At 56.0% G+C, this 21852-nt stretch carries 18 protein-coding genes and 1 tRNA gene; 4 read left to right on the top strand and 15 right to left on the bottom strand.

Going from position 1 to position 21852, the window contains the following annotated elements; genetic code table 11:
- Nucleotides 1–50: 50 nt before the first annotated feature.
- Together Q672_RS33680 and Q672_RS33675 are read right to left on the bottom strand one after the other, a co-directional pair.
- Nucleotides 51–1700, bottom strand: coding sequence for a lipoprotein insertase outer membrane protein LolB (locus Q672_RS33680; RefSeq protein ID WP_031227206.1), 1650 nt, complete (start codon nt 1698–1700; stop codon nt 51–53).
- A gap of 130 nt (nt 1701–1830) precedes the next feature.
- A complete protein-coding gene (locus Q672_RS33675; RefSeq protein ID WP_022986962.1) occupies nt 1831–2727 on the bottom strand; it encodes an oxygenase MpaB family protein in 897 nt (298 codons plus the stop codon).
- Between the two features lie 305 nt (nt 2728–3032).
- Here Q672_RS33675 and Q672_RS33670 point away from each other — a divergent pair, with 305 nt between their 5' ends.
- The 3 genes from Q672_RS33670 to Q672_RS33660 are packed head-to-tail and all read left to right on the top strand — an operon-like array spanning nt 3033 to nt 7334.
- Nucleotides 3033–4610, top strand: coding sequence for an Ig-like domain-containing protein (locus Q672_RS33670; RefSeq protein ID WP_022986961.1), 1578 nt, complete (start codon nt 3033–3035; stop codon nt 4608–4610).
- On the top strand, nt 4565–6436 hold the full coding sequence (locus Q672_RS33665; RefSeq protein WP_081703708.1) for an Ig-like domain-containing protein: 1872 nt from the start codon (nt 4565–4567) through the stop codon (nt 6434–6436). Before Q672_RS33670 ends, Q672_RS33665 begins: the two co-directional genes overlap by 46 nt.
- 10 nt (nt 6437–6446) lie before the next feature.
- A complete protein-coding gene (locus Q672_RS33660) occupies nt 6447–7334 on the top strand; it encodes an OmpW/AlkL family protein (RefSeq protein ID WP_022986959.1) in 888 nt (295 codons plus the stop codon).
- Nucleotides 7335–7398: 64 nt separating this feature from the next.
- Here Q672_RS33660 and Q672_RS33655 read toward each other — a convergent pair whose 3' ends face one another.
- The 3 genes from Q672_RS33655 to Q672_RS33645 form a co-directional block, all read right to left on the bottom strand.
- Nucleotides 7399–8025 carry a TetR/AcrR family transcriptional regulator gene (locus tag Q672_RS33655; RefSeq protein WP_022986958.1) on the bottom strand — a complete coding sequence of 209 codons (627 nt, stop codon included), beginning with the start codon at nt 8023–8025 and terminating at the stop codon, nt 7399–7401.
- Between the two features lie 764 nt (nt 8026–8789).
- A complete protein-coding gene (locus Q672_RS33650; RefSeq protein ID WP_022986957.1) occupies nt 8790–9914 on the bottom strand; it encodes an acyl-CoA dehydrogenase family protein in 1125 nt (374 codons plus the stop codon).
- A gap of 25 nt (nt 9915–9939) precedes the next feature.
- Nucleotides 9940–11142: an acyl-CoA dehydrogenase family protein gene (locus Q672_RS33645; protein WP_022986956.1), complete on the bottom strand. Its 1203-nt coding sequence runs from the start codon at nt 11140–11142 to the stop codon at nt 9940–9942.
- Nucleotides 11143–11331: 189 nt separating this feature from the next.
- Between Q672_RS33645 and ylqF the strand changes: the two genes are divergently transcribed.
- Nucleotides 11332–12282, top strand: coding sequence for a ribosome biogenesis GTPase YlqF (ylqF, locus tag Q672_RS33640; RefSeq protein WP_022986955.1), 951 nt, complete (start codon nt 11332–11334; stop codon nt 12280–12282).
- A gap of 137 nt (nt 12283–12419) precedes the next feature.
- Here the strand turns inward: ylqF and Q672_RS33635 are convergent.
- From Q672_RS33635 to guaB, 10 genes are all read right to left on the bottom strand, one after another.
- Nucleotides 12420–12496: transfer RNA gene (locus tag Q672_RS33635), tRNA-Pro, on the bottom strand.
- 189 nt (nt 12497–12685) lie between these two features.
- The gene (locus tag Q672_RS33630; protein WP_022986954.1) at nt 12686–13045 is read right to left on the bottom strand and encodes a MerR family transcriptional regulator; all 360 of its coding nucleotides are present in this window, start codon (nt 13043–13045) and stop codon (nt 12686–12688) included.
- The gene (ihfA, locus tag Q672_RS33625; RefSeq protein WP_022986953.1) at nt 13026–13328 is read right to left on the bottom strand and encodes an integration host factor subunit alpha; all 303 of its coding nucleotides are present in this window, start codon (nt 13326–13328) and stop codon (nt 13026–13028) included. The genes Q672_RS33630 and ihfA overlap by 20 nt, the downstream gene beginning before the upstream one ends.
- A 23-nt stretch (nt 13329–13351) precedes the next feature.
- A complete protein-coding gene (gene pheT / locus Q672_RS33620) occupies nt 13352–15730 on the bottom strand; it encodes a phenylalanine--tRNA ligase subunit beta (RefSeq protein WP_022986952.1) in 2379 nt (792 codons plus the stop codon).
- An 83-nt stretch (nt 15731–15813) separates the two neighbouring features.
- Complete coding sequence (pheS, locus tag Q672_RS33615; protein ID WP_022986951.1) at nt 15814–16833, bottom strand: phenylalanine--tRNA ligase subunit alpha; 1020 nt, start codon at nt 16831–16833, stop codon at nt 15814–15816.
- A 260-nt stretch (nt 16834–17093) separates the two neighbouring features.
- A complete protein-coding gene (rplT, locus tag Q672_RS33610) occupies nt 17094–17453 on the bottom strand; it encodes a 50S ribosomal protein L20 (protein ID WP_022986950.1) in 360 nt (119 codons plus the stop codon).
- A gap of 25 nt (nt 17454–17478) precedes the next feature.
- Nucleotides 17479–17673, bottom strand: coding sequence for a 50S ribosomal protein L35 (gene rpmI / locus Q672_RS33605; protein ID WP_022986949.1), 195 nt, complete (start codon nt 17671–17673; stop codon nt 17479–17481).
- 55 nt (nt 17674–17728) lie between these two features.
- A complete protein-coding gene (infC, locus tag Q672_RS33600; RefSeq protein ID WP_022986948.1) occupies nt 17729–18286 on the bottom strand; it encodes a translation initiation factor IF-3 in 558 nt (185 codons plus the stop codon).
- A gap of 294 nt (nt 18287–18580) precedes the next feature.
- Entirely contained in the window at nt 18581–20152 is a 1572-nt protein-coding gene (gene guaA / locus Q672_RS33595) for a glutamine-hydrolyzing GMP synthase (protein ID WP_022986947.1), read from the bottom strand.
- A 186-nt stretch (nt 20153–20338) separates the two neighbouring features.
- Nucleotides 20339–21808, bottom strand: coding sequence for an IMP dehydrogenase (gene guaB, locus Q672_RS33590; protein WP_022986946.1), 1470 nt, complete (start codon nt 21806–21808; stop codon nt 20339–20341).
- Nucleotides 21809–21852 lie beyond the last annotated feature (44 nt).

The following is a 21852-nucleotide window of genomic DNA, read 5'->3' as shown; positions in this document are numbered from 1 at the left end:
AATCCACATGCTCAGCCGGCACATGGTTGCCCAACGCCGTATACCCCTCATCAATTAACCAACCTTTCCTTGTCGAAAAAGGCCTCGATGAAGAACTGGTTAATTCCACCCAAGCGCTCCCCCTCAAGGCGAGCCATCGCTTCGTGATAGACCGCCTGGCGCTCCATATTTTTCGGCAACAATGCACCAAGAGTCCAGGCACCGGCACGCATCCAGCCGTAATTCATTTTTTGCCACCATCCATACTTCATTTCATATTGATCACGAATCCGCGGTGGTAGTTCGGCTGAAGTAATAATTTCTTGTCCCCACATCGGGACAACCATCCAGATCGACTGTGCTTTGAAAAGATCGTTTTTGAGGCGCATCGCCGCAGGGGTTACCGTGAGTTGCGGACTCGCCCACATGGCACGGTTGTATTCCATGAATTCGTTCCAGTCAGCCGGCAAGGCACTTTCAGGTATGCCGAACAACATGGCAAACAGCTTGGTCTCTTCATAGAAACGGTCTTTTTCCTGCTGGGTCAGCGGCTCTTCCATCTCTTCATACATATGAACGATGGTTTCCCAGAGAGTAGCGTGAACCCAGATCATGGCGTTGACTTCGTTGGCACGGTATTCCGAGCCACGTGCAAATGCACCACTCTCTTCAGGTAAGTTCCCTTCGATTTCCTCGTGAATATCCCTGACCTGATTAGCGGATGCCATGACCTGAGGCATGCTGCCGTAGGTCACGCTGAGAATATGGTAAAAGGTTCGACGGGCGCGCCCCAGCGGATCGTTACGAACCACAGAATGCTCATCAATACCTGCCGTCACCCACGGGTGTGCTACCTGGAGCAATAGTGCTCGGCCAGCACCAAAGCTGCCCGGCAAGGCCATACCGGACAGACGCCACATCATCGAATCCGGGCCATACAAACCCACGCGCGAATCCGGCAACTGATTATCATGAATCTTGCGAAGCTGCCTGCAGAAATCCGCTTCATCAATCCACCTTGGCAATGGCGCACTACCGTCACGCGGTACCAGAGTGCGAACCACATCGCCACCGCCGGACGGCTCTACAGACGCAGCGATCTCTTCATCTGTCAGATTTTGCCCGCACGGGTTAGTCAGGTACCCGGTTTCCGCCCGCACAATATCCAGACGCAAGTTCTTGTTTTCGCCATTGAACTTGATGTCCGCGGGTAATTTGTAATTGCCGGTAACCGACATGAAGTCATGGAAATAAATCTTCCAACCCTCTTCCTCAATTTTCTTCGCCAGATTAGTACCCTGCTGCGTGATCTTGGCGTCGGCCGTAGCTGGCAAGCCACGAATCCAATAGGACAACGAGCCTGCTTTCATCACCGACATCAGGTGCTGAGCGACCTTTTCAGCTTCATACCCGCCAATGACATCCAGGCTTTCATTTTCCGGCTCATAGATGTTGCCAAGAATAACTGCCTTGGGTTTACCCACAGGATTGTCACCAAGAATGGCCAGTTCGTAGTTCTCATCAATTTGCTTGAAGTAAAAATGGCTCTTGCTTTTGATCCCATCGGCGCGCAACTCCAGCGCTCCCTCAACCATCCATTCACTCAGTGTTTCAGGAGACTTGGGCACATAATCGGATTCTTTCAGGGAAGAGCACCCCTGCAGCGCCAGCAGCATCACCCCGGCAAGAAGGACTCTCGCATTTCTGCTCAGTACGTTCATGAGATTCTCAACTACGTTTTTTTGTTATGGAAAATGAGCAACGTTAAGGTGCCCACCGTCATTTGGCCTTTCGCTAATAGCGAAAATGCTATTCGTCCCTAAACATCACTCCGAACCCGATACAGTCTACTCAGCGTGAAGACACACCCGCCTGGTAAACGTCCGGATGAGCTTTAGCATCGTCAAACGCTTTTCTGGCCATGGGTATCAAACGCATCTTCTTCGGTGTTAGTGAATGCATTATCCGGTAGAAACCGCACCAGATCCGAAAACGACGCTCGTCTCCCTTACTCCATGGGATATCGAATTTTTCCCGAAATTGATGCGGCAAAGTGGCGCGCAGATTGAAACGCAGAAAACGTCCCATCACTGCACGGATCATTATCCAGGCCATGCTGGGTAGCCACTTGATGGGAGGCTTCGGAATTTCGAGATAATGGTTATGGGCTAACAAATCTGAAGCCACCTCTCCCATTTCCAGCTTGTCCTGAATCATGCCGTGGAAATAATCCCAATATTCGCTCTCGTTTTCCGGCAAATCCTGGTCCCTGATTCCCATCAACAACCCAAGCTGGCGCCATTCCTTGAACATGATGGTGCGCTGCTCGGTGGTGGGAGATTTTCCCAGCATTTCGTGCATTCGGATGGTCGCATCATATCCGGTGATATGTACCCAGCTATAGGCTTCCGGGTCCAGAGCAAAATACTTATTCCCATGCTTGTCCACTCCCTTGATAGAGCGATGCAGGTCGTACAGTTTGACGCCCATTTCAATCGCCTTCTGGGGACGTGCATAAACAATCGGCCAAAGCAATGCCGTGGAGCGCTTGGCTCGCCCCCACGGGTCTGTCTTGTAAACCGAATGCTCCCCTACCCCCGCATCGACGATGGGATGCGCAACCTGCAGAACAAATGCCTGGGGCAGCATCAGATTAAAACGCCAGGACCCAAAATCCTTCCAGGTCATGGAATCTGGCCCCAGCGGTTTCAGCACATCACGGCGCGATTGCTCAGGGAGTTGCGTCATCAGTTACTCCAGCCATCAATATTGAGACAAAAAATAAAATACGTCTCATTAATCGACATAACAAGACAATGAAACAAATTTGTTTCATTTGTCGACTGGTCGACTTGAGGATTTCCGGCAGACTGGACAGCCAACTAAATAAATAGCATATGTTTGTTTAATACAACGATACAAATATTGATTTATGTATCACTGTGTGTTTTTTTGAATTCGAAATCCTTTTGGGTCGATTTAACGCTACGGCTTACCCAAAAGCCCAACCAGCCCTCTTCCAACAACACCCAATACAGTGCTGGAGAAAAATAATGACGAATCGCTCACAGTTACGCCTCAGTATGTTGGTGCCCGCAGTTGCAGCTGCTATCACCGGCTGCGGCGGTGATAACCAACCGTTTGTTCCTCCCAAACCCGGCAATGCGCTGATTTATACCTATCCGGTGGAGGGCATGGTCGATGTCCCTACCGCGAGCAAAGCGTTGATGGTGTTTTCCAGCAAGGTCAGTGAAACCGCTGTCATGGCCAACTGCGCGGGCACCGCAGAAGCGCCCGTAGGCGGGTTTTGCGTTACTGGCCCTGATGGGCCGGTGGAGACCGCAAGCCACACCAATATCGCCAATGACGGTCACACTATCGAATTCAGCATGAAGGCGCTTAAACCGGGCACTACCTATCAAGTCTGGTTGCACAGGGAAGTCTCCCCCAGCGCTGAAAACCTGGATAACAGCAAACCTGTATTCAGCTTTACCACCCGGCAGGGAAATCCAATCAAGAGCCAACCCCCTGCAGTAATTGCCTTCAATCAGGATAAACCGGAAGCTTTTCTTGACGATACTGACGTCGCAGCGCAATTCCCGATCGTCGATATCTCGCCCGTACGGTTGACCTTCAGCGAACCCCTTTTTGACGACTCAGTCATACTCGGTGACTCCGTCCAGTTCATCAAAATCAGTGAAGACAACAGCGAAGAAGCGGTGGATGTGGACATGCTCGCTGAGCGACACTACATCACCCTGCAGCCCCTGCAGGATATGCTCCCCGATACGCGCTACGAGATCCGTCTTAGCGGTGAGATTATCGATCTGAACGGAGAAGCCCTTGCTCCGACAACCTACACTTTTATTCCTCGGGCCTCCAAGGTATCCCCGGAAACGGCGAACCCGCCCGTAGCCCAGACCCTGCAAACCTTTCCTGACATGGAAACTCCTGGCTACCCGGGTCGTTCCAAGATTACTGGCGGGCCAACCAACCAGTTCACACTGGAAAGCACGGCCTTGGGCATCAATGTTGCCAATTCACTTCCAAACGGTCTGGAAGCCTTCCTCGCAGATCCGCAGGCATTCGGGGGAGTTGTCACTCCGGTACTGGCGCGCAAGGGCCAGCAACTGCAACTGACAGGAATCGACCCGGCAAAGCTGGGCGGCGAAGTCCATACGGACCTCAGCACCGGCCTGATAACCGGCACCTTCCTCAGTAATGTGACGGGCTATCTCATGCCCAATATATATCGTCCCGCCGGGTTCCAGCCGGATGATGAGCGGGCTCCGCTGTATGTCTATATGGATTTCGATCTTGCCCTGCAAACCGAAAACCTGCAGGGCAACGCCACGCTAAACCAGAATCTGATGCACGTTCGAGCCATCGGTGTGGCCACAATCGAAAACCGCGCGCTGACCCTCGAAGTTTTCCGCACACTTGAACTGGACGTACTGGGCGGAGCAACAAAAGTCGCGGCAGACTTTAACCTTCAGGCGAGAAGCGACCCTGACATCGCCATTGATTTCAACAATTACGATGCCCCAAGAGTGACAGGGACTTACCCGGCAAACCACAGGTTGGGGTGGAAACCAACGACAATATATTACTGTCTTTCAACGAACCGCTAAGCCCCATGGGACTCGATGACATCCAGCTTCTGGATATGAGTCACGGCGGCACAGCGGTTGCAATCATGATCAAACGCAGTGGCACCACACTAACGGTCTCGCCGCAGGCACGTCTTCACCCCGCCAGTGAATACCAGCTAACACTGCCCGACAGCATCAGTGACATTCATGCCCACAACCCACGCTATCTGTCCGAAGGCTCTGCTTCTGATGATGCGCTGGGTGGAACCAATACGCTGACGTTTACCACTGCGGATTACACAATCAGTGCCAATGCAGGTGAAGACGTGCCCCCCATGATTCTCGGGCTACACCCCGGAATTGGCTGCGCGCTGGTGAACACTTCCGTTCCCGGCTATGCCGGCCGCTGCAAGGGCGGAAAAAGCGATGACGAGCTGTACCTGGATTTTCAATATGAGATAGGCCGCGTCATCGAAGCCTCTTTCAGCCAGCCCATGGACACCGACACCATGGTACTCGGCACAATCTCCCAGGATGGCAGCGCCTGCGAAAATGGTCCCATCTGCCTCGCGGTGGACCTCGACGGGTCCTGGCAAAGCATTTCGGCTGCACTGGTTACCAGCAACCTGAAACTCCAGATTTTCCCCGACGCAGATACTTTTGTTGCTGGCGAGGAATACCGGCTCGTGGTGAATGGGGACAGCTCACCCAAATTGTATAGCCACAACACACTCGGCCATCTGCCACTGAATACCACCCCAATGGAAGGTATCGGCAAGACCAGTACTCATAATAGCGAAGGGGGGAGCAACATCGTGATTGATTTCACAGCCGTTGCTCCGTTCGATACGGTCTACGCGACGGTGTACACCCGCCCCTACTCTGATTTTAACGGCAGTGGAGGCTGGGATGAGGGTGAACCCCAGCCCTGCACACAATGGAACTCTGACGGTTCACCAGTGGAAGAGAGCTGCAGTAACTTCGCTACCGCAGATGTGTTGGATACCCACGGCCTGATTACTGACGCGAGTCTGACCGAGGGCCGAGACAAGATCTTTGCCACCGGCGCTCTTCCCATGGCATTCAAACCCAAACAACCCCTTGACCTTGGGCTGCCGGACCTGGGCATGGAGCCGCAATCCGATGGCAGTTGGTGCATGCCCGAGCCAGATGATCTGGGTGAGGAGCACTGCCTCAATGTGGTCGGCGACACCATGATTCCCGTAGAAGTTAACCATCAGCTCATTCTCGGAACAGGGCTGACGATCAACGCAGATGCGGGATTGAACTTTGGCAACCTTCTGGGAGACCTGGATTTCCTGAACATCTTTGATGACTTCATCATTTCCATTCCACTGAAGCTCAACACCCGATCTGTAGTTTTGCGCACACGGCCAGAACGGCCAGATGCACAAAGTGACGTGCTGCCGCTAAATGGCTATATCGTCAACCTGGAGGGAGATCAGAAACCGTACTTTATTGTACGCCTGCCCGCTTGGCTTGATGTGCCGGATCTGGATCTGGTTGCCGCATTACAAGAAGCCATTCTTGGTGAGGGCAATGACATCCTGTCCTTCGCCCAACTGAATGATTTCGTCGACCAATATGGCGCCACTCACACCGCCAAGAGTCTACCCATTGTCGCTTACCTGTATGGTCCCATCAGTTTCCAGGATGACGGTCGTATTACGCTGAAGGTGAGCAACCTGAACAACATTACGGCCACACTCGGGATCGAACTGCTACCGGGTCTTCTGGGCGCCAGCGCGGGATCTGCCGATCTGCTTCTCCCGGCAGAAAAAGTCAGCCTGCAAGTGATGAACCTGCCCTCACGAGCCCGAAAATTGCCTGAGAACGCTCAATAAGGATAACAACATGCAGAACATCAAAAAGGTTCTGCGCCTGCCGGTGCTTGTCACCGGCCTGGCGCTCTGCGCCCCTGTGATGGCGCAAGAACGTACGATTCCGGAATACGATGACGTACGTGTGGACTATCCGGGTTCCGAATTTGTGCGGGATATTGCGGGGGAAGATCGCTTTTACTTCCGCTTCGGGGCCATGTATTTCGATCCGGATGTCACCACCAATTCCATTACGGCCAAAAACCTCACCGAAATTGGCGAAACCGCTCTCGGTCCAAGCCCGCAACGCCTCGAGGGCGAAGCCACCTCTGATCCACTGCTTTTACCCGGAGTGATTTTGGGCTACAAGCTACCATGGGGCAAAGGCTGGTCAATGGAATTAATTGCCTCGGCACCTCCAACACTGGAGATTAAAGCCGATGGCAAACTTGCCAACGAGCCTTTGGTAGAAGAGGTGAACGGTATCCCAACCGGGGTGCCTCCACTGGGGGAAGAGGTAGCTGAAACAAAAGTCGCTCCCCCCTTGATTACCCTGGTTAAACGCTTTCGCCTTGATCATAAGTTACAACCCTATCTTGGCGGAGGCATTGGTTATCTGTTCACTTACGACACCAAAGTCACAAACCCCATCGCTACAGAACTCGGTGAGCCAGACATTGAAGTCGAAAACAAGTTTGGCTATGCACTACAGGCGGGTCTGGATATTCACCTGACGCGCCACTGGTGGGTGACATTCGACACCAAGTACATCTCTTTTCAGGACATCACTGCCACCGTGGAGGATCTGGTCATAAAAGCCCCCGGATTACCGCAATTCCAGTACGCAGAAGTGGGCGATGTGGAATACGATGCTGACATCAATGCCCTCGCTTACACGCTTGGTATTGGTTTCACTTTCTGAAACGAAAAGACCGGCGCAGCGAGCCGGTCTTTAATCTGTATTAACAGAAACCATATCGGGCAACCTACCCTTTCATTAAGGGCCGCAGGCATTCCTCCGCCACTTTGCGTACGGCGGCTTCATCATTCGGGTTCATTACGCCTTCGGGCGACAACAGCATGGACTGCATCAAACGCAGCATCAGCTCTGCCATGAACTCGGTAGATAAATCACTGAGCTTCTCTTCTTTCTTTACCCGCTCGAGCATGTCTGCAAGGTACATCCGGAAAAAGGCCATCATTTGCCAGATTTTCTGGGTGAAGAATGGCAGTATCATCTCTGAATCGGAGGTCAGCAATCTGCGCCACAGCGGATGAGCATGGGCACGTGTCACAGCCAGCACAAAAGATTCCAGTAGCCGGTTCAACCCGCCGTCTATTGCTTTCAAGTCATGTTCGATGCTATCCAGCTCACGCTTGGCCTCCCGCAGGATCACCACCTGTATCAGCTGATCCTTGTCCGCAAAACGACGGTAGGCTGTTGCTCGTCCAATCCCTGCACGATTCGCTACATCCTCCATGGTTGTACGTCGCAAACCGAACTCAATAAACAACGCCAAACCCGCATCCAGAATTTTGACATAGGTCTTGTCACCCTCGGGGAGCTCAAATCCTTGAAGAAGCGCGTTGGACGCGGCAGTAATCCGTGACATGAAGACCCCGTTTGTCATCGTGGCAAGCCAAAAGCGTAACGGTAGCAAATACTTATCTAAACGTGAACGGTCAAGGAATGACAAACGTCCGACAACCGCATGAAAGCGCTTTACCTGCGCACTGCCCCCGCCAAAACATAGCCAATACCTTGCATTTCATATACTCCAACAACCGAATTACGATCCAGCGCAACAAATAATGACTAGCAAGTCACAAACTGGAAATTTCACATCGCCACAAAAGAGACAGATGCACTTAATTGTATCAATATTTCACATTCCTCTTGATGCTTCTCGCATGAATTCCTGAGCGCAGCAATCCGGACACCTGGGTACAGACGCATCCGCCCGCACTCGCCCGGAGATAACAACAAATAAATTTCGACACAAAATCGGAGGTATGCGTGCAATGCCCCCCCAACCCCACGAAGACTTCTTTAGTGTACTGACAGACCAGGAACGCCTGGCCATTATCGAGTACCTGAAGACACTCTGATTCCCGCTTGTCCTGTAAACCACAAGAAACCCGCGCAGCGTCCGCTGTGCGGGTTTTCTTTTGGGCTCCAGAAGCGTCTGCCTAAAGGCGGTATGAGGCTTGTACAACCTCCGACTATCCCGCGGCACGAAGCCACTGTGGGAGCCCACCTGCTGGCGATGGAGCCCACGATTACGGCACCATCGAACCTCCTGCAGCCAGCCGGCGCGCAGAACCCGGACAATAAAAAAGCGGCCCGCAGGCCGCTTTCGTCACGTCTCTCGCGTGATTACGCGGAGCGGGCAATTTCCATCAAGTGCACATCCGCGTTACCGAACAGGCCATCCACCGCACTCAGGCGTTTGACGAAATGGCCCACATTCAGCTCGTCAGTCATGCCCATGCCACCATGAATCTGAATGGCTTCCTGACCGATCTTGCGACCGGCACGACCCAGTTGGGCCTTCATGGCGTGGACAGCCTTGGCGGCATCATCGTGACCTTCCACCAGTTTCATGGTGGCAGCCATCAGCAGCGATTTGGTCTGCTCCATGGCAATGAACATGTCTGCCATACGGAATTGCAGCGCCTGAAACTTGCCGATGGGCAGGCCGAACTGCTTGCGGGTCTTGCTGTATTCCACCGTGTCGTTCAGCAGCACGGTGAGGCTGCCGGTGCACTCAGCCGACAAGGCCAGCAGCCCTTCCAGCAGCACAGTGCGGGCGATGTCATAGCCCTGGTTCAGCTCGCCGATACGGGCAGCCTCTGCCACCTTCACGTTGCTGAAACGGATTTCCGCGCCCTGACGACCGTCCACAGTGCGGTGCGGCGTACGTTCAACACCGTCAGCGTTGGCATCCATCAGGAACAAGCTAAGGCCGTCCTTGTCACCGGGCTGACCCGCGGTACGAACCAGCACGATCAGTTGATCCGCATGATCCCCATTGATGACACACGCCTTGGTGCCATTGAGCACCACATCGCCACCCTGCACCTCGCCTTTCATGGCGGTGTTTTCCAGGGTAAAGACGCGCTCGTATTCCTCTGCCGCAAACGCCAACTGCAGACCACCTTCCAGCAGGGAAGGAATGGTTTCTGCCTGCTGCGCGTCAGAGCCGTGACGCAGGAAACCGCCGCCCAATACTACGGTGGCAATGTACGGCGCCATGATCAGGCCTTCGCCCAGTTCCTGCAGCAGCACCATGGTTTCCAGCGGGCCCATGCCCAGACCACCGTGCTCTTCAGCGAACGGTACAGCCAGCCAGCCCAGTTCGGCAAACTGTGCCCAGGTGGCTTCATCCAGCGGCATCAACTTCTTGTTCTGGCGGTGCTTTTCCACGTCGTGGTTGTCACGGACAAAACGCTTGGCGCTGTCCGCCAGCATTTGCTGTTCTTCACTCAACTGAAAATTCATCTGACTTCTCCTTGTTGGCGGACGCTTACAAACCCAGCACGGCTTTGGCAATAATGCCGCGCTGGACTTCGTTGGAGCCGCCGTAGATGGAGCAGGCTCGTGAGTTCAGGTAGTGAGGCATGGCGGTCAGCGCATACTCAGGGCCAATGATCGGCTGTTCACTGCCCGGCACCAGTGCCTGGGGCTGCCAGATAGCGGCCTGGGCCCCCAGGGTTTCAATGCGCAGCTCGGTGACTTTCTGCAGCAACTCGGTGCCGAGAATCTTGGTCATGGAAGACAGCGCCCCCGGATCCTTGCCGGAAGACAACGCGGACTTGATGCGCATCTCGGTGAATTCCAGTGCCAGCACGTCAGCGGAGACTGAAGCAAACTTGTGTTGCCACAGCGGATCCTGGCTCATCGGGCCATGTACGGTCTGCTGCTTTTCCGCCATCAGACGGATCTTTTCCAGCTGCACGTTCAGGCCCGGCGCGTATTCCTGGCCTCCACGCTCAAAGGTGAGCAGGTACTTGGCCACGGTCCAGCCATCGTTCTCGGCACCGACACGATTCGCCTGGGGCACTCGCACGTTATCGAAGAACACCTGGCACTGCTCGGTCACTTCATCCAGACCCACGATGGGCTCGATGGTGATACCCGGCAGGTCCATATCCAGCAACAGGAAGGTAATGCCCTGCTGGGGCTTGCCGTCTTTATTGGTACGCACCAGCGCAAACATCTTGTTGGCGTAGTGGGCGTAAGTGGTCCAGATCTTGGTGCCGTTGATGATGTAGTCATCACCGTCTTTTTCAGCAAAGGTCTTCAGGGACGCCAGATCAGAACCGGAACCCGGCTCGGAATAACCCTGACACCAGAAGTGCTCACCATTGAGGATCTTCGGCAGGTATTCTTTCTGCTGTTCTTCAGTGCCGCAGCCGATCAGACAAGGACCGCACATGTGCAAACCCATGGGCACCAGCGGCGGGGTTTCCGCACGCACCAGCTCTTCGGCAAAAATGGCACGCTGGGTCACGCTCCAGCCGGTACCACCATGTTCCTTCGGCCAGTGCGGTGCCGCCCAACCCTTGTCATTGAGGATTTTTTGCCAGGCCATGGCTTCCTTCACCGGCGCGAACACCGAGGTCACCATCTTGCCCGCCTCACGAATTTCAGGGGTCAGGCTTTCTTCCAGAAAAGTCCTTACCTCGTCCCGAAATGCCTTCTCCTGCTCCGGCACACGCAGATCCATACCGTACTCCGCTTTATCAGAATCAATGGTATACAGTGTACGTTAGGGCCATTGAGACACTCATGACACGACGTTTCAGGGCACTGGCGAAAACCGTCATAAGCGCGGTTTTCAGCACCCGGCACGCCACAGACAACATGATAAACGGCTATAATGCCCCCTCATTTACCCCCAGACAGGCGAGTATCGATGAGCATCAACTGGTTCCCCGGCCACATGAACAAGGCGACCCGTGAGATTCACGATATTCTCCCCAAGGTAGACCTGATCATCGAAGTCGTAGACGCTCGCCTGCCCTACAGCAGTGCCAACCCGGTGATCGAGAACTTCCGTGCCGACAAGCCCTGCCTGAAGCTGCTCAGCAAAAGCGATCTGGCCGACCCGGCGGTAACCGCACAATGGCTGGAGCATCTACAGCAAGATCCCAAGGTTCGCGCACTCGCCATTACCACCCAGAAACCGGACCCCATTCGCAAGCTGGCAGATACCTGCAAGCAAATGGTCAACAAGAAAATTGACCGGGCTACCACCATTACCGCCCTGATCACCGGCATCCCCAATGTGGGCAAATCCACTCTTATCAACACCCTGGCCGGACGCCCCGTTGCCAAAGCCGGCAACGAGCCGGCGGTCACCCAGCGCCAGCAACGGATTGAACTGGGCGGCGGCCTGATCCTGATTGATTCTCCCGGCATCCTCTGGCCCAAAATTGAAAACGCCGCCAGCGGCTACCGGCTGGCCCTGTCAGGCGCCATCAAGGCCACCGCCATGCAGGAAGATGACGTGGCGCTCTACGCGGCCGAATATTTCATGCAGGCCTACCCCGAGCTAATGAAAGAGCGCTTCAAGCTGGACACCCTGCCCAACGAAGGCGTCCCCATGCTGGAAACCATTGGCAAACAGCGCGGCTGCCTGGGCCGCGGCGGTCACGTGGATTTCGACCGCACTGCGGCCCTGCTGATCAACGAATTCCGCAGCGGTAAACTCGGCCAGATCACCCTGGAAACCCCCGCGATGGCGGAAAAAGAACACGTAAAAGTGGCAGAAATCCGGGCGAGAAAAGCAAAAGAAAAAGAAGAAAGAAAGAAGGCAAGAAAAGCCGCTTACAAGGCCAAGGCCAAGGCCAAAAAGAATACCTGACGCAGGGCCACAGAATCTCGCCAGGAGATCTCCGCCCCCTGACCGGCTACCGGCCTTGAAGATCGGCTGACACGACGCGGGAAACGCGCATAAAAAAAAGCCCGGCCAGTGCCGAGCTTTTTTAATCCGACCAAATTTGGTCGGGGCGAGAGGATTCGAACCTCCGACCCCTTGCACCCCATGCAAGTGCGCTACCAGGCTGCGCTACGCCCCGAGATGTCTGGCAACCACTGGCTACCAAAGCGGCGTGCATAATAGCGGATTTGATGGGGGGATGGAACCTGCAAGATGCTGTTTGCTCAGGGTTTGATCGGCCAATGGGGTCAAGGCATGAAAAAGCCCCGCCAGCAGGCTGGCGGGGCTTGATCGTCATGCTGAAGCATGGCGCGTCACGTATGACTCGTCAGGACGCCTTGAGTACGTCCAGCACTTCTTCCAGCTCGGTGATCATTTGCTTGATCAGCTGGTGATACTGCGTGGCCTGCTCTGCGTTGGCACCACCGGTAAGCTGCTGACGCGCGCCACCGATCGTAAAGCCCTGATCGTACAGCAAGCTGCGAATCTGGCGGATCATCAGCACGTCCTGGCGCTGATAGTAACGACGGTTACCGCGTCGTTTCACCGGCTTGAGCTGGGGAAATTCCTGCTCCCAGTAGCGCAGTACGTGTGGTTTCACATCGCACAGGTCGCTGACTTCGCCAATGGTGAAATAACGCTTACCCGGGATCGCCGGGAGTTCGTCGTTATGGCTTGGTTCCAGCATAGGCCTCAACCCGTTGTTTTAGTTTTTGTCCTGGACGGAAGGTCACAACCCGTCGGGCGGTGATGGGAATTTCCTCACCGGTTTTAGGATTACGGCCGGGACGCTCGCTCTTGTCACGAAGGTCAAAATTACCGAAGCCGGAGAGTTTCACGGGAACGTTGCTCTCAAGGGAGTGGCGGATTTCCTCGAAGAACATTTCCACCATTTCCTTGGCTTCGCGCTTGTTCAGGCCAAGCTCTTCGAACAGGCGCTCGGCCATGTCCGCTTTGGTCAGCGCACCCATGAAAAGACTCCCAAATCCCTGAATCAATCCCTCAAAGTGGCGTTAAACTGCTGTTTTACTTGAGAAACAACAGCCTCCACCAAGTCGTTGACTTCTTGATCCTTAAGAGTGCGCGAACGGTCCTGGAAGGTCAAGCCCAAGGCGAGACTTTTGCGATTTTCACCAATGCTATCACCTTGATATATATCGAAAATCCGAACATCAGTGAGACGTTCGTCACAGGTGTCGCGAACCGCTGCCACCAAATCCCCTGCCGGAACGCCAGCGTCCACGACAAAAGCCAGATCGCGACGCATCCGCGGCTGATCGGAAACACCGGCAAAGTGAGGCAGTATTCCTTGCTGCAGTGGCGCCAGCGCCAACTCAAAGGCATACAGGTTGGCCGGCAGGTCCAGATCTGCCGCCAGGCGCGGGTGGATGCGGCCAAGGTAGCCGACCACCTCACCACCGCGGCTCAAGACCGCCGTCTGCCCCGGGTGCAGGGCAGGATGCTCACCCGCGGTAAAACTGAATGCACGGGCATCGGACAGACTGAGCAGGGCTTCCACATCCCCTTTCAGATCAAAAAAGTCTGCCGCCCGCTTGCCTTCCCAGTTTTGCGGCTGGGCGCTGCCGTAGACCAGCCCGGCAATCATCGGGGTTTGTTCCAGCTCGCCTTGCGCTTGAGGCATGAAACGCAGGCCGGTCTCGAACAGACGCAGACGATCCGCCTGACGGTTCAGGTTGTGGCGCGCCGTGCTGAACAAACCGGCCAGCAGCGTGGTGCGCATAACGCCCAGATCAGCAGAAATCGGATTGAGCAGCGGCAGCGGCTCAACGCGAGGCTCCACCTGCTTGAGCAAACCCGGCTCCACAAAGGTATAGGTAATCGCTTCAAGATAGCCGCGATCGATCAAGGTATCGGCCAGACGGCGCACTGCCACCACATTCTCGCCGACGGTATCGCCCGACGGAGAGCCTGCCGGCACGCGACTCGGCAGCTTTTCATAGCCATAGATCCGCGCCAGCTCTTCGATCAGGTCGGGCTCGATGGCCATGTCAAAGCGCCAGCTCGGCGCCAGCACGGTCCAGGCATCACCGCTGGCGGCGGGCGTGATGGCCATGCCCAGACGACCGAGGATGTCTTCGACCTGCTCGGCGGGCAATGCCATGCCCAACAACCCTTCGATACGCTCTGCGCGCAAGGCGATCTCGGCCTGCCGTGGCAGTTTGGCGTCTTCCACGGCCTCACACACAGGCCCTGGCTGACCGCCGGCGATCTCCAGAATCAACGCGGTAGCACGCTCAATCGCATCCTGCTGCAATTGCGGATCAACCCCGCGCTCAAAACGGTGAGAAGAGTCGGTGTGCAGGCCGTAGGAACGGGCCTTGCCGGCAATCGCCAGCGGCGCAAAGAACGCACACTCCAGGAAAATGTCCTGGGTCTGTTCGGTGACCGCGGAGGGCTTGCCTCCCATGACACCGGCCACGGCAAGCGCGGCGCTGTCATCGGCAATCACCAGGGTGTCATCCCGCAGCGTCAACGTCTGCTCGTCCAGGGTTACCAGTGTCTCGTCAGCCTTGGCCTTGCGCACGGTGATACCGCCGCTGAGCCTGGCCAGATCAAACGCATGCAGCGGCTGGCCCAGTTCCAGCAGAACATAGTTGGTCACGTCGACAATCGGGTCGATAGTACGCAGGCCGGCCCGGCGCAGGCGCTCGACCATCCACAATGGGGTGTCAGCCTTGACGTTAACGCCCTTGATGACCCGGCCGAGATAACGCGGGCAGGCATCGCTGTCAGCCAGGGTGATGGTCAGGGTGTCATCAATCGCAGGCGTCACCTGGCTGATGGCGACTTCGGTGAGCGGACACTGATTCATTACCCCCAGCTCGCGGGCGATACCGCGCACGCTCAGGCAGTCTGCGCGGTTCGGGGTCAGATCCACCTCGATCACCGCATCATCCAGCTGCAGGTACTCCCGGAAATCCGTACCCACCGGCGCATCGTCTGGCAGCTCCATCAAGCCATCGATGAGGTCTTCCAGACCCAGCTCGGAGGCGCCACACAGCATGCCGTTGGATTCCACGCCACGCAGCTTGGCTTTCTTGATCTTGAAGTCACCGGGCAGCTTGGCGCCCACTTGCGCGAAAGGAATTTTCAGGCCCGGACGGACATTGCTGGCGCCACACACCACCTGAGCCGTTTGCGAGCCGTTACTCACCTGACAGACGCGCAGTTTGTCCGCATCAGGGTGCGGCTCGCAGCTTTCTACCTGCCCCACCACGACACCGGAAAATACCGGCGCTGCCGGTTCCACGCCGTCCACTTCCAGGCCAGCCATGGTCAGCTGCTTCACCAGGGTGTCCGTATCAACCGCGGGGTTAACCCATTCCCGCAACCAGGCTTCATTTACGAGCATGTTCAAATCCTTACTAGCGTCTTGTTACCACAGAGGGCACAGAGTCATTCTCTGTGTGCCCTGTGGGCTCTGTGGTGAATGTGTCAGCTGAACTGAGACAGGAAACGGGTGTCGTTTTCAAAGAACAACCGCAGGTCGTTCACGCCGTAACGCAGCATGGTGATACGCTCAATCCCCATGCCGAAGGCAAAGCCACTGTATTCACTGGCATCGACACCGCCGTGCTCAAGCACTTTCGGGTGCACCATGCCGCAACCCATGATTTCCAGCCAACCGGTATGGGAGCACACACGGCAGCCTTCTCCACTGCAGCTCACACAGCCCACATCCACTTCCGCACTGGGCTCGGTGAACGGGAAATAGCTGGGACGGAAGCGCACCGGCAGGTCTTCCACCTCAAAGATGAAACGCAGGAATTCCGCCACGGTGCCACGCAGGTCGGCAAAGGTGATGTCCTTGTCTACCAGTAGCCCTTCCACCTGGTGAAACATGGGGGTATGCGTGAGGTCGGAGTCACACCGGTACACACGGCCTGGCGCAATAATCCGGAACGGCGGTTTGCCCTGCTCCATCACGCGCACCTGCACCGGTGAGGTGTGCGTCCGCAGCAGACGGCCATCACCAAAATAGAAGGTGTCGTGCATGGCACGGGCCGGGTGATGGGAAGGAATATTCAACGCTTCGAAGTTATGGAAATCATCTTCCACTTCCGGGCCTTCGGAAATATCGAAGCCAAGACGCAGGAAGAAATCCTCGATACGGCGGCGCATGCGGTTCACGGGATGCAGGTTGCCCGGCATCTCACCGCGACCGGGCAGTGTCACATCCACGGTTTCACTGGCCAGTTGTTCGGCCAGGGCAGCTTCTTCCAGCAGGGTCTTGCGAGCGGTAATCGCGTCCTGAACCTTCTGCTTGCCTTCATTGATGACCGCCCCGGCCTTGGGGCGCTCTTCCGCGCTCAACTTGCCCAGCCCCTTCATCAGGGCACTGATTTCCCCTTTCTTGCCCAGGTATTTCACCCGCACATCGTCCAGGGCCCGGATATCACCGGCCTGCTCTACCTCTGCCAGGGCGGCATCTACCAGGGCATTGAGATTTTCCATCGAAGACTCCGCAGTCTTTTATAAGCTGCAAGCTTCAAGCTGCAAACTACAACACGGTTCGCGACTGTTGCCATCCGAAACCGCTTTCCCCGCGCCGCTACGTTCGGGCGCGGCATTGAGGCTTTCGAATAGCACAACGCTGAAGCCGCGTTGTAGCTTGCAGCTTGTAGCTTGTAGCTGGTCTTTTAAACAAAAACGGGGGAAGAGCGCGAGCTCTTCCCCCGTTGAGTATGCTGCTTCGTTCAGGACGAAACAGTGAATCAGGCGGTGAGACTCGCTTTGGCTTTCTCGGCCAAAGCGCTAAAGGTTGCCTGATCGCGAACAGCGATGTCCGCCAGTACTTTACGGTCGATATCGATGGATGCCTTTTTCAGGCCATCGATCAGACGGCTGTAGGACAGACCGTTCAGACGCGCAGCGGCGTTGATACGCACAATCCACAGACGACGGAACTGACGCTTGCGAACCTTACGGTCACGGTAGGCGTACTGACCGGCTTTGGTAACGGCCTGTACCGCTACACGGAATACACGGCTGCGGGCACCGTAGTAGCCTTTAGCCTGCTTGAGAATTTTCTTGTGCCGACGACGGGCCTGCACACCACGTTTTACTCGTGCCATTGTCTAGTCTCCAGATCCGTATCAGTTATGCGTAGGGCATCATGCGTTTAACCAGAGCTACATCAGACTCATGTACCTCGGTTTTCGGACGCAGCTGACGGATAGTCTTGGAGGACTTCTTGGTCAGAATGTGGTTTTTGAATGCCTGCTTGCGCTTGAAACCGGAGGCGGTTTTCTTGAAACGCTTGGCAGCCCCACGATTTGTCTTGATTTTAGGCATGGTACCTTCTCAAGTTGGTTAATTTAGGGAGTAACATTTTCCGAATCAGAAAGGGTTACTTCTTCTTTTTGCCCGGGCCGATCACCATGATCATCTGGCGACCTTCCATATTCGGGCGCTGCTCCACAGTGCCGAACTCTTCCAGGTCCTTCTCGATACGCTCGAGCAGTTCCCGGCCCAGCTCCTGGTGAGCCATTTCCCGGCCGCGGAAACGGACGGTAATCTTGGTTTTGTCGCCGGCCTCGAGGAACTTTCTGAGGTTACGCAGTTTCACCTCATAGTCGCCGATATCGGTGCCGGGACGGAATTTGATTTCCTTGACCTGAGTCTGGCGCTGCTTCTTGCGCCCCTCTTTGGCCTTTTGCTTCGCCTCAAACAGGTGTTTGCCGTAATCCATGATTCGACAAACCGGCGGTTCCGCACCAGGGGAGATTTCTACCAGATCCAGTTGCTTCGCGGTCGCCTTGTCCAGTGCATCCTGCAGGCTGACAATCCCTACCTGCTCACCGTCCACATCGATCAACCGAACTTCGGTTCCCTGGATTTGCTGATTGATCCGGGCGCGTTGCTCGCGGCCCTTGTTGCCTCCACGCTTAATGTCGTGAACCTCCACTCTGTTTTAGACAATGAGGCGACGCCTCGCCGCCCCAGTAAAGGCGCGCATTGTATGCCACTACAATGGGCACAACAACCCCAAACCCGCTGGTTTGAAGCGCGCAACTGACTGAAACGGAATGAATTCTGCCCGGCAGTGAGACTCTGCTCACGATCCGGAAGCCGTCTCAGCGGCCCCGAATTCCGGGAAGGCTGCGTATTTTAAGCAAATCCGCTTGTTTTTCAAGCAGCAAAACGGCCTGACCGCCAACAAAAAAGGCGGCCACAGGCCGCCCTTTTCGCTGATCCGGCCTTACTCCCACTCAATCGTGGCTGGCGGCTTGGACGAAATATCGTAGGTCACCCGGCTGATGCCAGGGATTTCATTGATAATGCGGCTGGAGACCAGCTCCAGGAATTCGTAGGGCAGGTGTGCCCAGCGAGCGGTCATGAAGTCGATGGTTTCCACCGCACGCAGCGCGACCACGTATTCGTAGCGGCGGGCGTCGCCCACCACGCCCACGGATTTGACTGGCAAAAACACCGCAAAAGCCTGGCTGGTCTTGTGGTACAGCCCCGCCGCTCTCAGCTCTTCAATGAAGATATGGTCCGCCAGACGCAAGGTGTCGGCGTATTCCTTCTTCACTTCACCAAGGATACGAACCCCAAGGCCCGGACCCGGGAAGGGGTGGCGATAGACCATGTCGTAGGGCAGGCCCAATTCCAGACCGATCTTGCGCACCTCATCCTTGAACAGCTCACGCAGAGGCTCCACCAGCTTGAGCTTCATGTCTTCCGGCAGGCCGCCCACATTGTGGTGGCTCTTGATCACGTGCGCCTTGCCTGTCTTGCTGGCGGCGGACTCGATCACATCCGGGTAGATGGTGCCCTGGGCCAGCCAGTTGGCGTTCTTCAGCTTGCCCGCTTCTTCATCGAAGATGTCGATAAAGGTATTACCAATGATCTTGCGCTTCTTCTCCGGGTCGGCCTCTCCGGCCAGCTTGCCGAGGAAATTGTCTTCCGCGTCCACACGGATCACTTTCACGCCCATGTTGTCGGCAAACATTTCCATCACCTGGTCACCTTCCTGGTGACGCAGCAGGCCGTTGTCCACAAACACACAGGTAAGCTGCTCACCAATGGCCTTGTGCAGCAGCGCCGCCACCACTGAGGAATCCACGCCACCGGACAGACCGAGGATCACCTCGTCGCTACCCACCTGCTCGCGGATGGTCTCGATAGCGTCGTTGATGATATTGCTGGGGGTCCACAGGGCTTCACAGTCACACAACTCGCGAACAAAACGCTCGAGCAGCCGACCACCCTGCAGGGTATGTGTCACTTCGGGGTGGAACTGGATGCCATAGAACCGCTTTTCATCGTTGGCCATGCCGGCAATCGGGCAGCTGCCGGTAGTGGCGATCACCTTGAAGCCGTCCGGTGTCGCACCGACACGGTCCCCGTGGCTCATCCACACATCCAGAAATTCACTGGCATGCTCTTCATGGTCGACAATGCCATCGAGAAGGCGGTTACTTTCTGCCTTTTCCACCCGGGCGTAACCAAACTCGTGTTTCTCACCCGCGACCACCTTGCCACCCAACTGCTCGGCCATGGTCTGCATGCCGTAGCAGATACCCAACACCGGCACGCCAGCATCAAACACCGCCTGCGGTGCACGCGGGGTTTCAGCCGCTGTCACCGACTCAGGGCCACCCGACAGGATAATGCCCTTGGGCGCAAACTCGCTGATCTCTTCTGCGGTCATGTCAAAGGCACGAATTTCACAGTAGACCCCGATTTCACGCACACGACGGGCGATCAGCTGGGTGTACTGGGAACCGAAGTCCAGAATAAGGATGCGCTGGGCATGAATGTCTTGCATGGGGTTCTATCCCGCGGTGGTTGCCGGCGGCTGGCACCGGGCCTTGTTGGTTACGGGTCGGACGTCGGATGTCTGACGTCGGACGCTTTAAAAAAACAAAACGGCCGGAGATGCCTCCGACCGATTCTGGCGCCAGACGTCCAACCTCAGACGTCCGACCCCTTTCAAGTCACGATAGACCTCGAATCACCCAACCGGATAATTCGGAGCTTCCTTCGTAATCGTCACGTCATGCACGTGGGACTCTTTCATCCCGGCGGCAGACACTTTCACGAACTCGGGCTTGGTGCGCATTTCATCGACAGTGGCGCAGCCGGTGTAGCCCATGGAGGCACGCAGGCCACCCATCAGTTGGTGAACGATGGCGCTCATCGGCCCCTTGTAGGGCACCCGGCCTTCGATACCTTCTGGCACCAGCTTTTCAATACCGGCCGCCGCATCCTGGAAATAGCGGTCGGATGAGCCAGTCTTGCCCGACATGGCACCCAACGAGCCCATGCCACGGTAGGCCTTGTAGTAGCCCCCCTGGTACAGCTCGACTTCACCCGGGGCTTCTTCCGTTCCTGCCAACAGGGAACCGATCATGATGGCGCTGGCACCCGCCGCCACAGCCTTGGCAATATCACCGGAGAAACGAATACCGCCATCGGCAATCAGCGGCACGCCGGTACCGTCGAGGGCAGCCGCCACGTCAGAAATGGCAGAAATCTGTGGCACGCCGATACCCGCAACAATACGGGTGGTACAAATGGAACCCGGGCCGATACCGACTTTCACCGCATCGGCACCCGCCGCCACCAGGTCTTTTGCCGCTGCCGCGGTGGCAATGTTGCCGCCAATAACCTGCACATCCGGGAAGTTTTTCTTGACCCAGGCGACACGGTCGATAACGCCCTGGGAATGACCGTGAGCGGTATCCACAACGATAACGTCGACACCGGCTTCAACCAGTGCAGCCACACGCTCATCCGTACCGGCGCCCGTGCCCACTGCGGCCCCCACGCGCAAGCGGCCCTGAGAGTCCTTGCAGGCATTGGGATATTTGCGGGCCTTCTCGATGTCCTTCACGGTGATCATGCCGCGCAATTCACCCGCATCATTGACCACCAGCACTTTCTCGATACGGTTCTTGTGCAGCAGCAGCTGGACTTCGTCCGCACCGGCACCTTCCTGCACGGTCACCAGCCGGTCCTTGCCGGTCATGATGTCTTCAACGTGCTGGTCGTAGTTGGTGACGAATCGGGTATCACGGCTGGTGACAATGCCTACTACCTTATCGCCTTCGACCACCGGTACCCCGGAGATATTGTTGGCTTCGGTCAGGCGCAGCAGCTCGGCCACGGTGGCCTTCGGACCAATGGTGATCGGGTCTTTAACAACACCGGATTCGTATTTTTTCACCATGCGCACATTTCGCGCCTGGTCTTCCTGATCCATGCTCTTGTGGAGAATGCCGATGCCGCCTTCCTGGGCCATGGTAATGGCCAGGCGGTGCTCGGTGACCGTATCCATGGCTGCAGAGACCAGAGGAATGTTCAAAGAGATGTCCCGCGTCAATTTGCTTTTCAGGGACACATCCTTGGGCAGCACATTGGAATGGGCGGGTACAAGCAGAACGTCGTCGAACGTCAATGCTTCTTGCACGATTCTGAGCATATTGCACCGTAGGAAGTGAGAGGGTTTCCGACTCGAACCGCTGA

This window comes from Alcanivorax sp. P2S70, assembly GCF_000475295.1.
GTDB lineage: Bacteria > Pseudomonadota > Gammaproteobacteria > Pseudomonadales > Alcanivoracaceae > Alcanivorax > Alcanivorax profundi.
This window is presented reverse-complemented; position numbering and strand designations above follow the sequence as displayed.

What these genes read in the sequence shown, in the direction of transcription:
- Q672_RS33680 (WP_031227206.1), bottom strand. Translation starts at nt 1,700, where the DNA reads ATGAACGTACTGAGCAGAAATGCGAGAGTCCTTCTTGCCGGGGTGATG.
- Q672_RS33675 (WP_022986962.1), bottom strand. Translation starts at nt 2,727, where the DNA reads ATGACGCAACTCCCTGAGCAATCGCGCCGTGATGTGCTGAAACCGCTG.
- Q672_RS33670 (WP_022986961.1), top strand. Translation starts at nt 3,033, where the DNA reads ATGACGAATCGCTCACAGTTACGCCTCAGTATGTTGGTGCCCGCAGTT.
- Q672_RS33660 (WP_022986959.1), top strand. Translation starts at nt 6,447, where the DNA reads ATGCAGAACATCAAAAAGGTTCTGCGCCTGCCGGTGCTTGTCACCGGC.
- Q672_RS33655 (WP_022986958.1), bottom strand. Translation starts at nt 8,025, where the DNA reads ATGTCACGGATTACTGCCGCGTCCAACGCGCTTCTTCAAGGATTTGAG.
- Q672_RS33650 (WP_022986957.1), bottom strand. Translation starts at nt 9,914, where the DNA reads ATGAATTTTCAGTTGAGTGAAGAACAGCAAATGCTGGCGGACAGCGCC.
- Q672_RS33645 (WP_022986956.1), bottom strand. Translation starts at nt 11,142, where the DNA reads ATGGATCTGCGTGTGCCGGAGCAGGAGAAGGCATTTCGGGACGAGGTA.
- ylqF (WP_022986955.1), top strand. Translation starts at nt 11,332, where the DNA reads ATGAGCATCAACTGGTTCCCCGGCCACATGAACAAGGCGACCCGTGAG.
- Q672_RS33630 (WP_022986954.1), bottom strand. Translation starts at nt 13,045, where the DNA reads ATGCTGGAACCAAGCCATAACGACGAACTCCCGGCGATCCCGGGTAAG.
- ihfA (WP_022986953.1), bottom strand. Translation starts at nt 13,328, where the DNA reads ATGGGTGCGCTGACCAAAGCGGACATGGCCGAGCGCCTGTTCGAAGAG.
- pheT (WP_022986952.1), bottom strand. Translation starts at nt 15,730, where the DNA reads ATGCTCGTAAATGAAGCCTGGTTGCGGGAATGGGTTAACCCCGCGGTT.
- pheS (WP_022986951.1), bottom strand. Translation starts at nt 16,833, where the DNA reads ATGGAAAATCTCAATGCCCTGGTAGATGCCGCCCTGGCAGAGGTAGAG.
- rplT (WP_022986950.1), bottom strand. Translation starts at nt 17,453, where the DNA reads ATGGCACGAGTAAAACGTGGTGTGCAGGCCCGTCGTCGGCACAAGAAA.
- rpmI (WP_022986949.1), bottom strand. Translation starts at nt 17,673, where the DNA reads ATGCCTAAAATCAAGACAAATCGTGGGGCTGCCAAGCGTTTCAAGAAA.
- guaA (WP_022986947.1), bottom strand. Translation starts at nt 20,152, where the DNA reads ATGCAAGACATTCATGCCCAGCGCATCCTTATTCTGGACTTCGGTTCC.
- guaB (WP_022986946.1), bottom strand. Translation starts at nt 21,808, where the DNA reads ATGCTCAGAATCGTGCAAGAAGCATTGACGTTCGACGACGTTCTGCTT.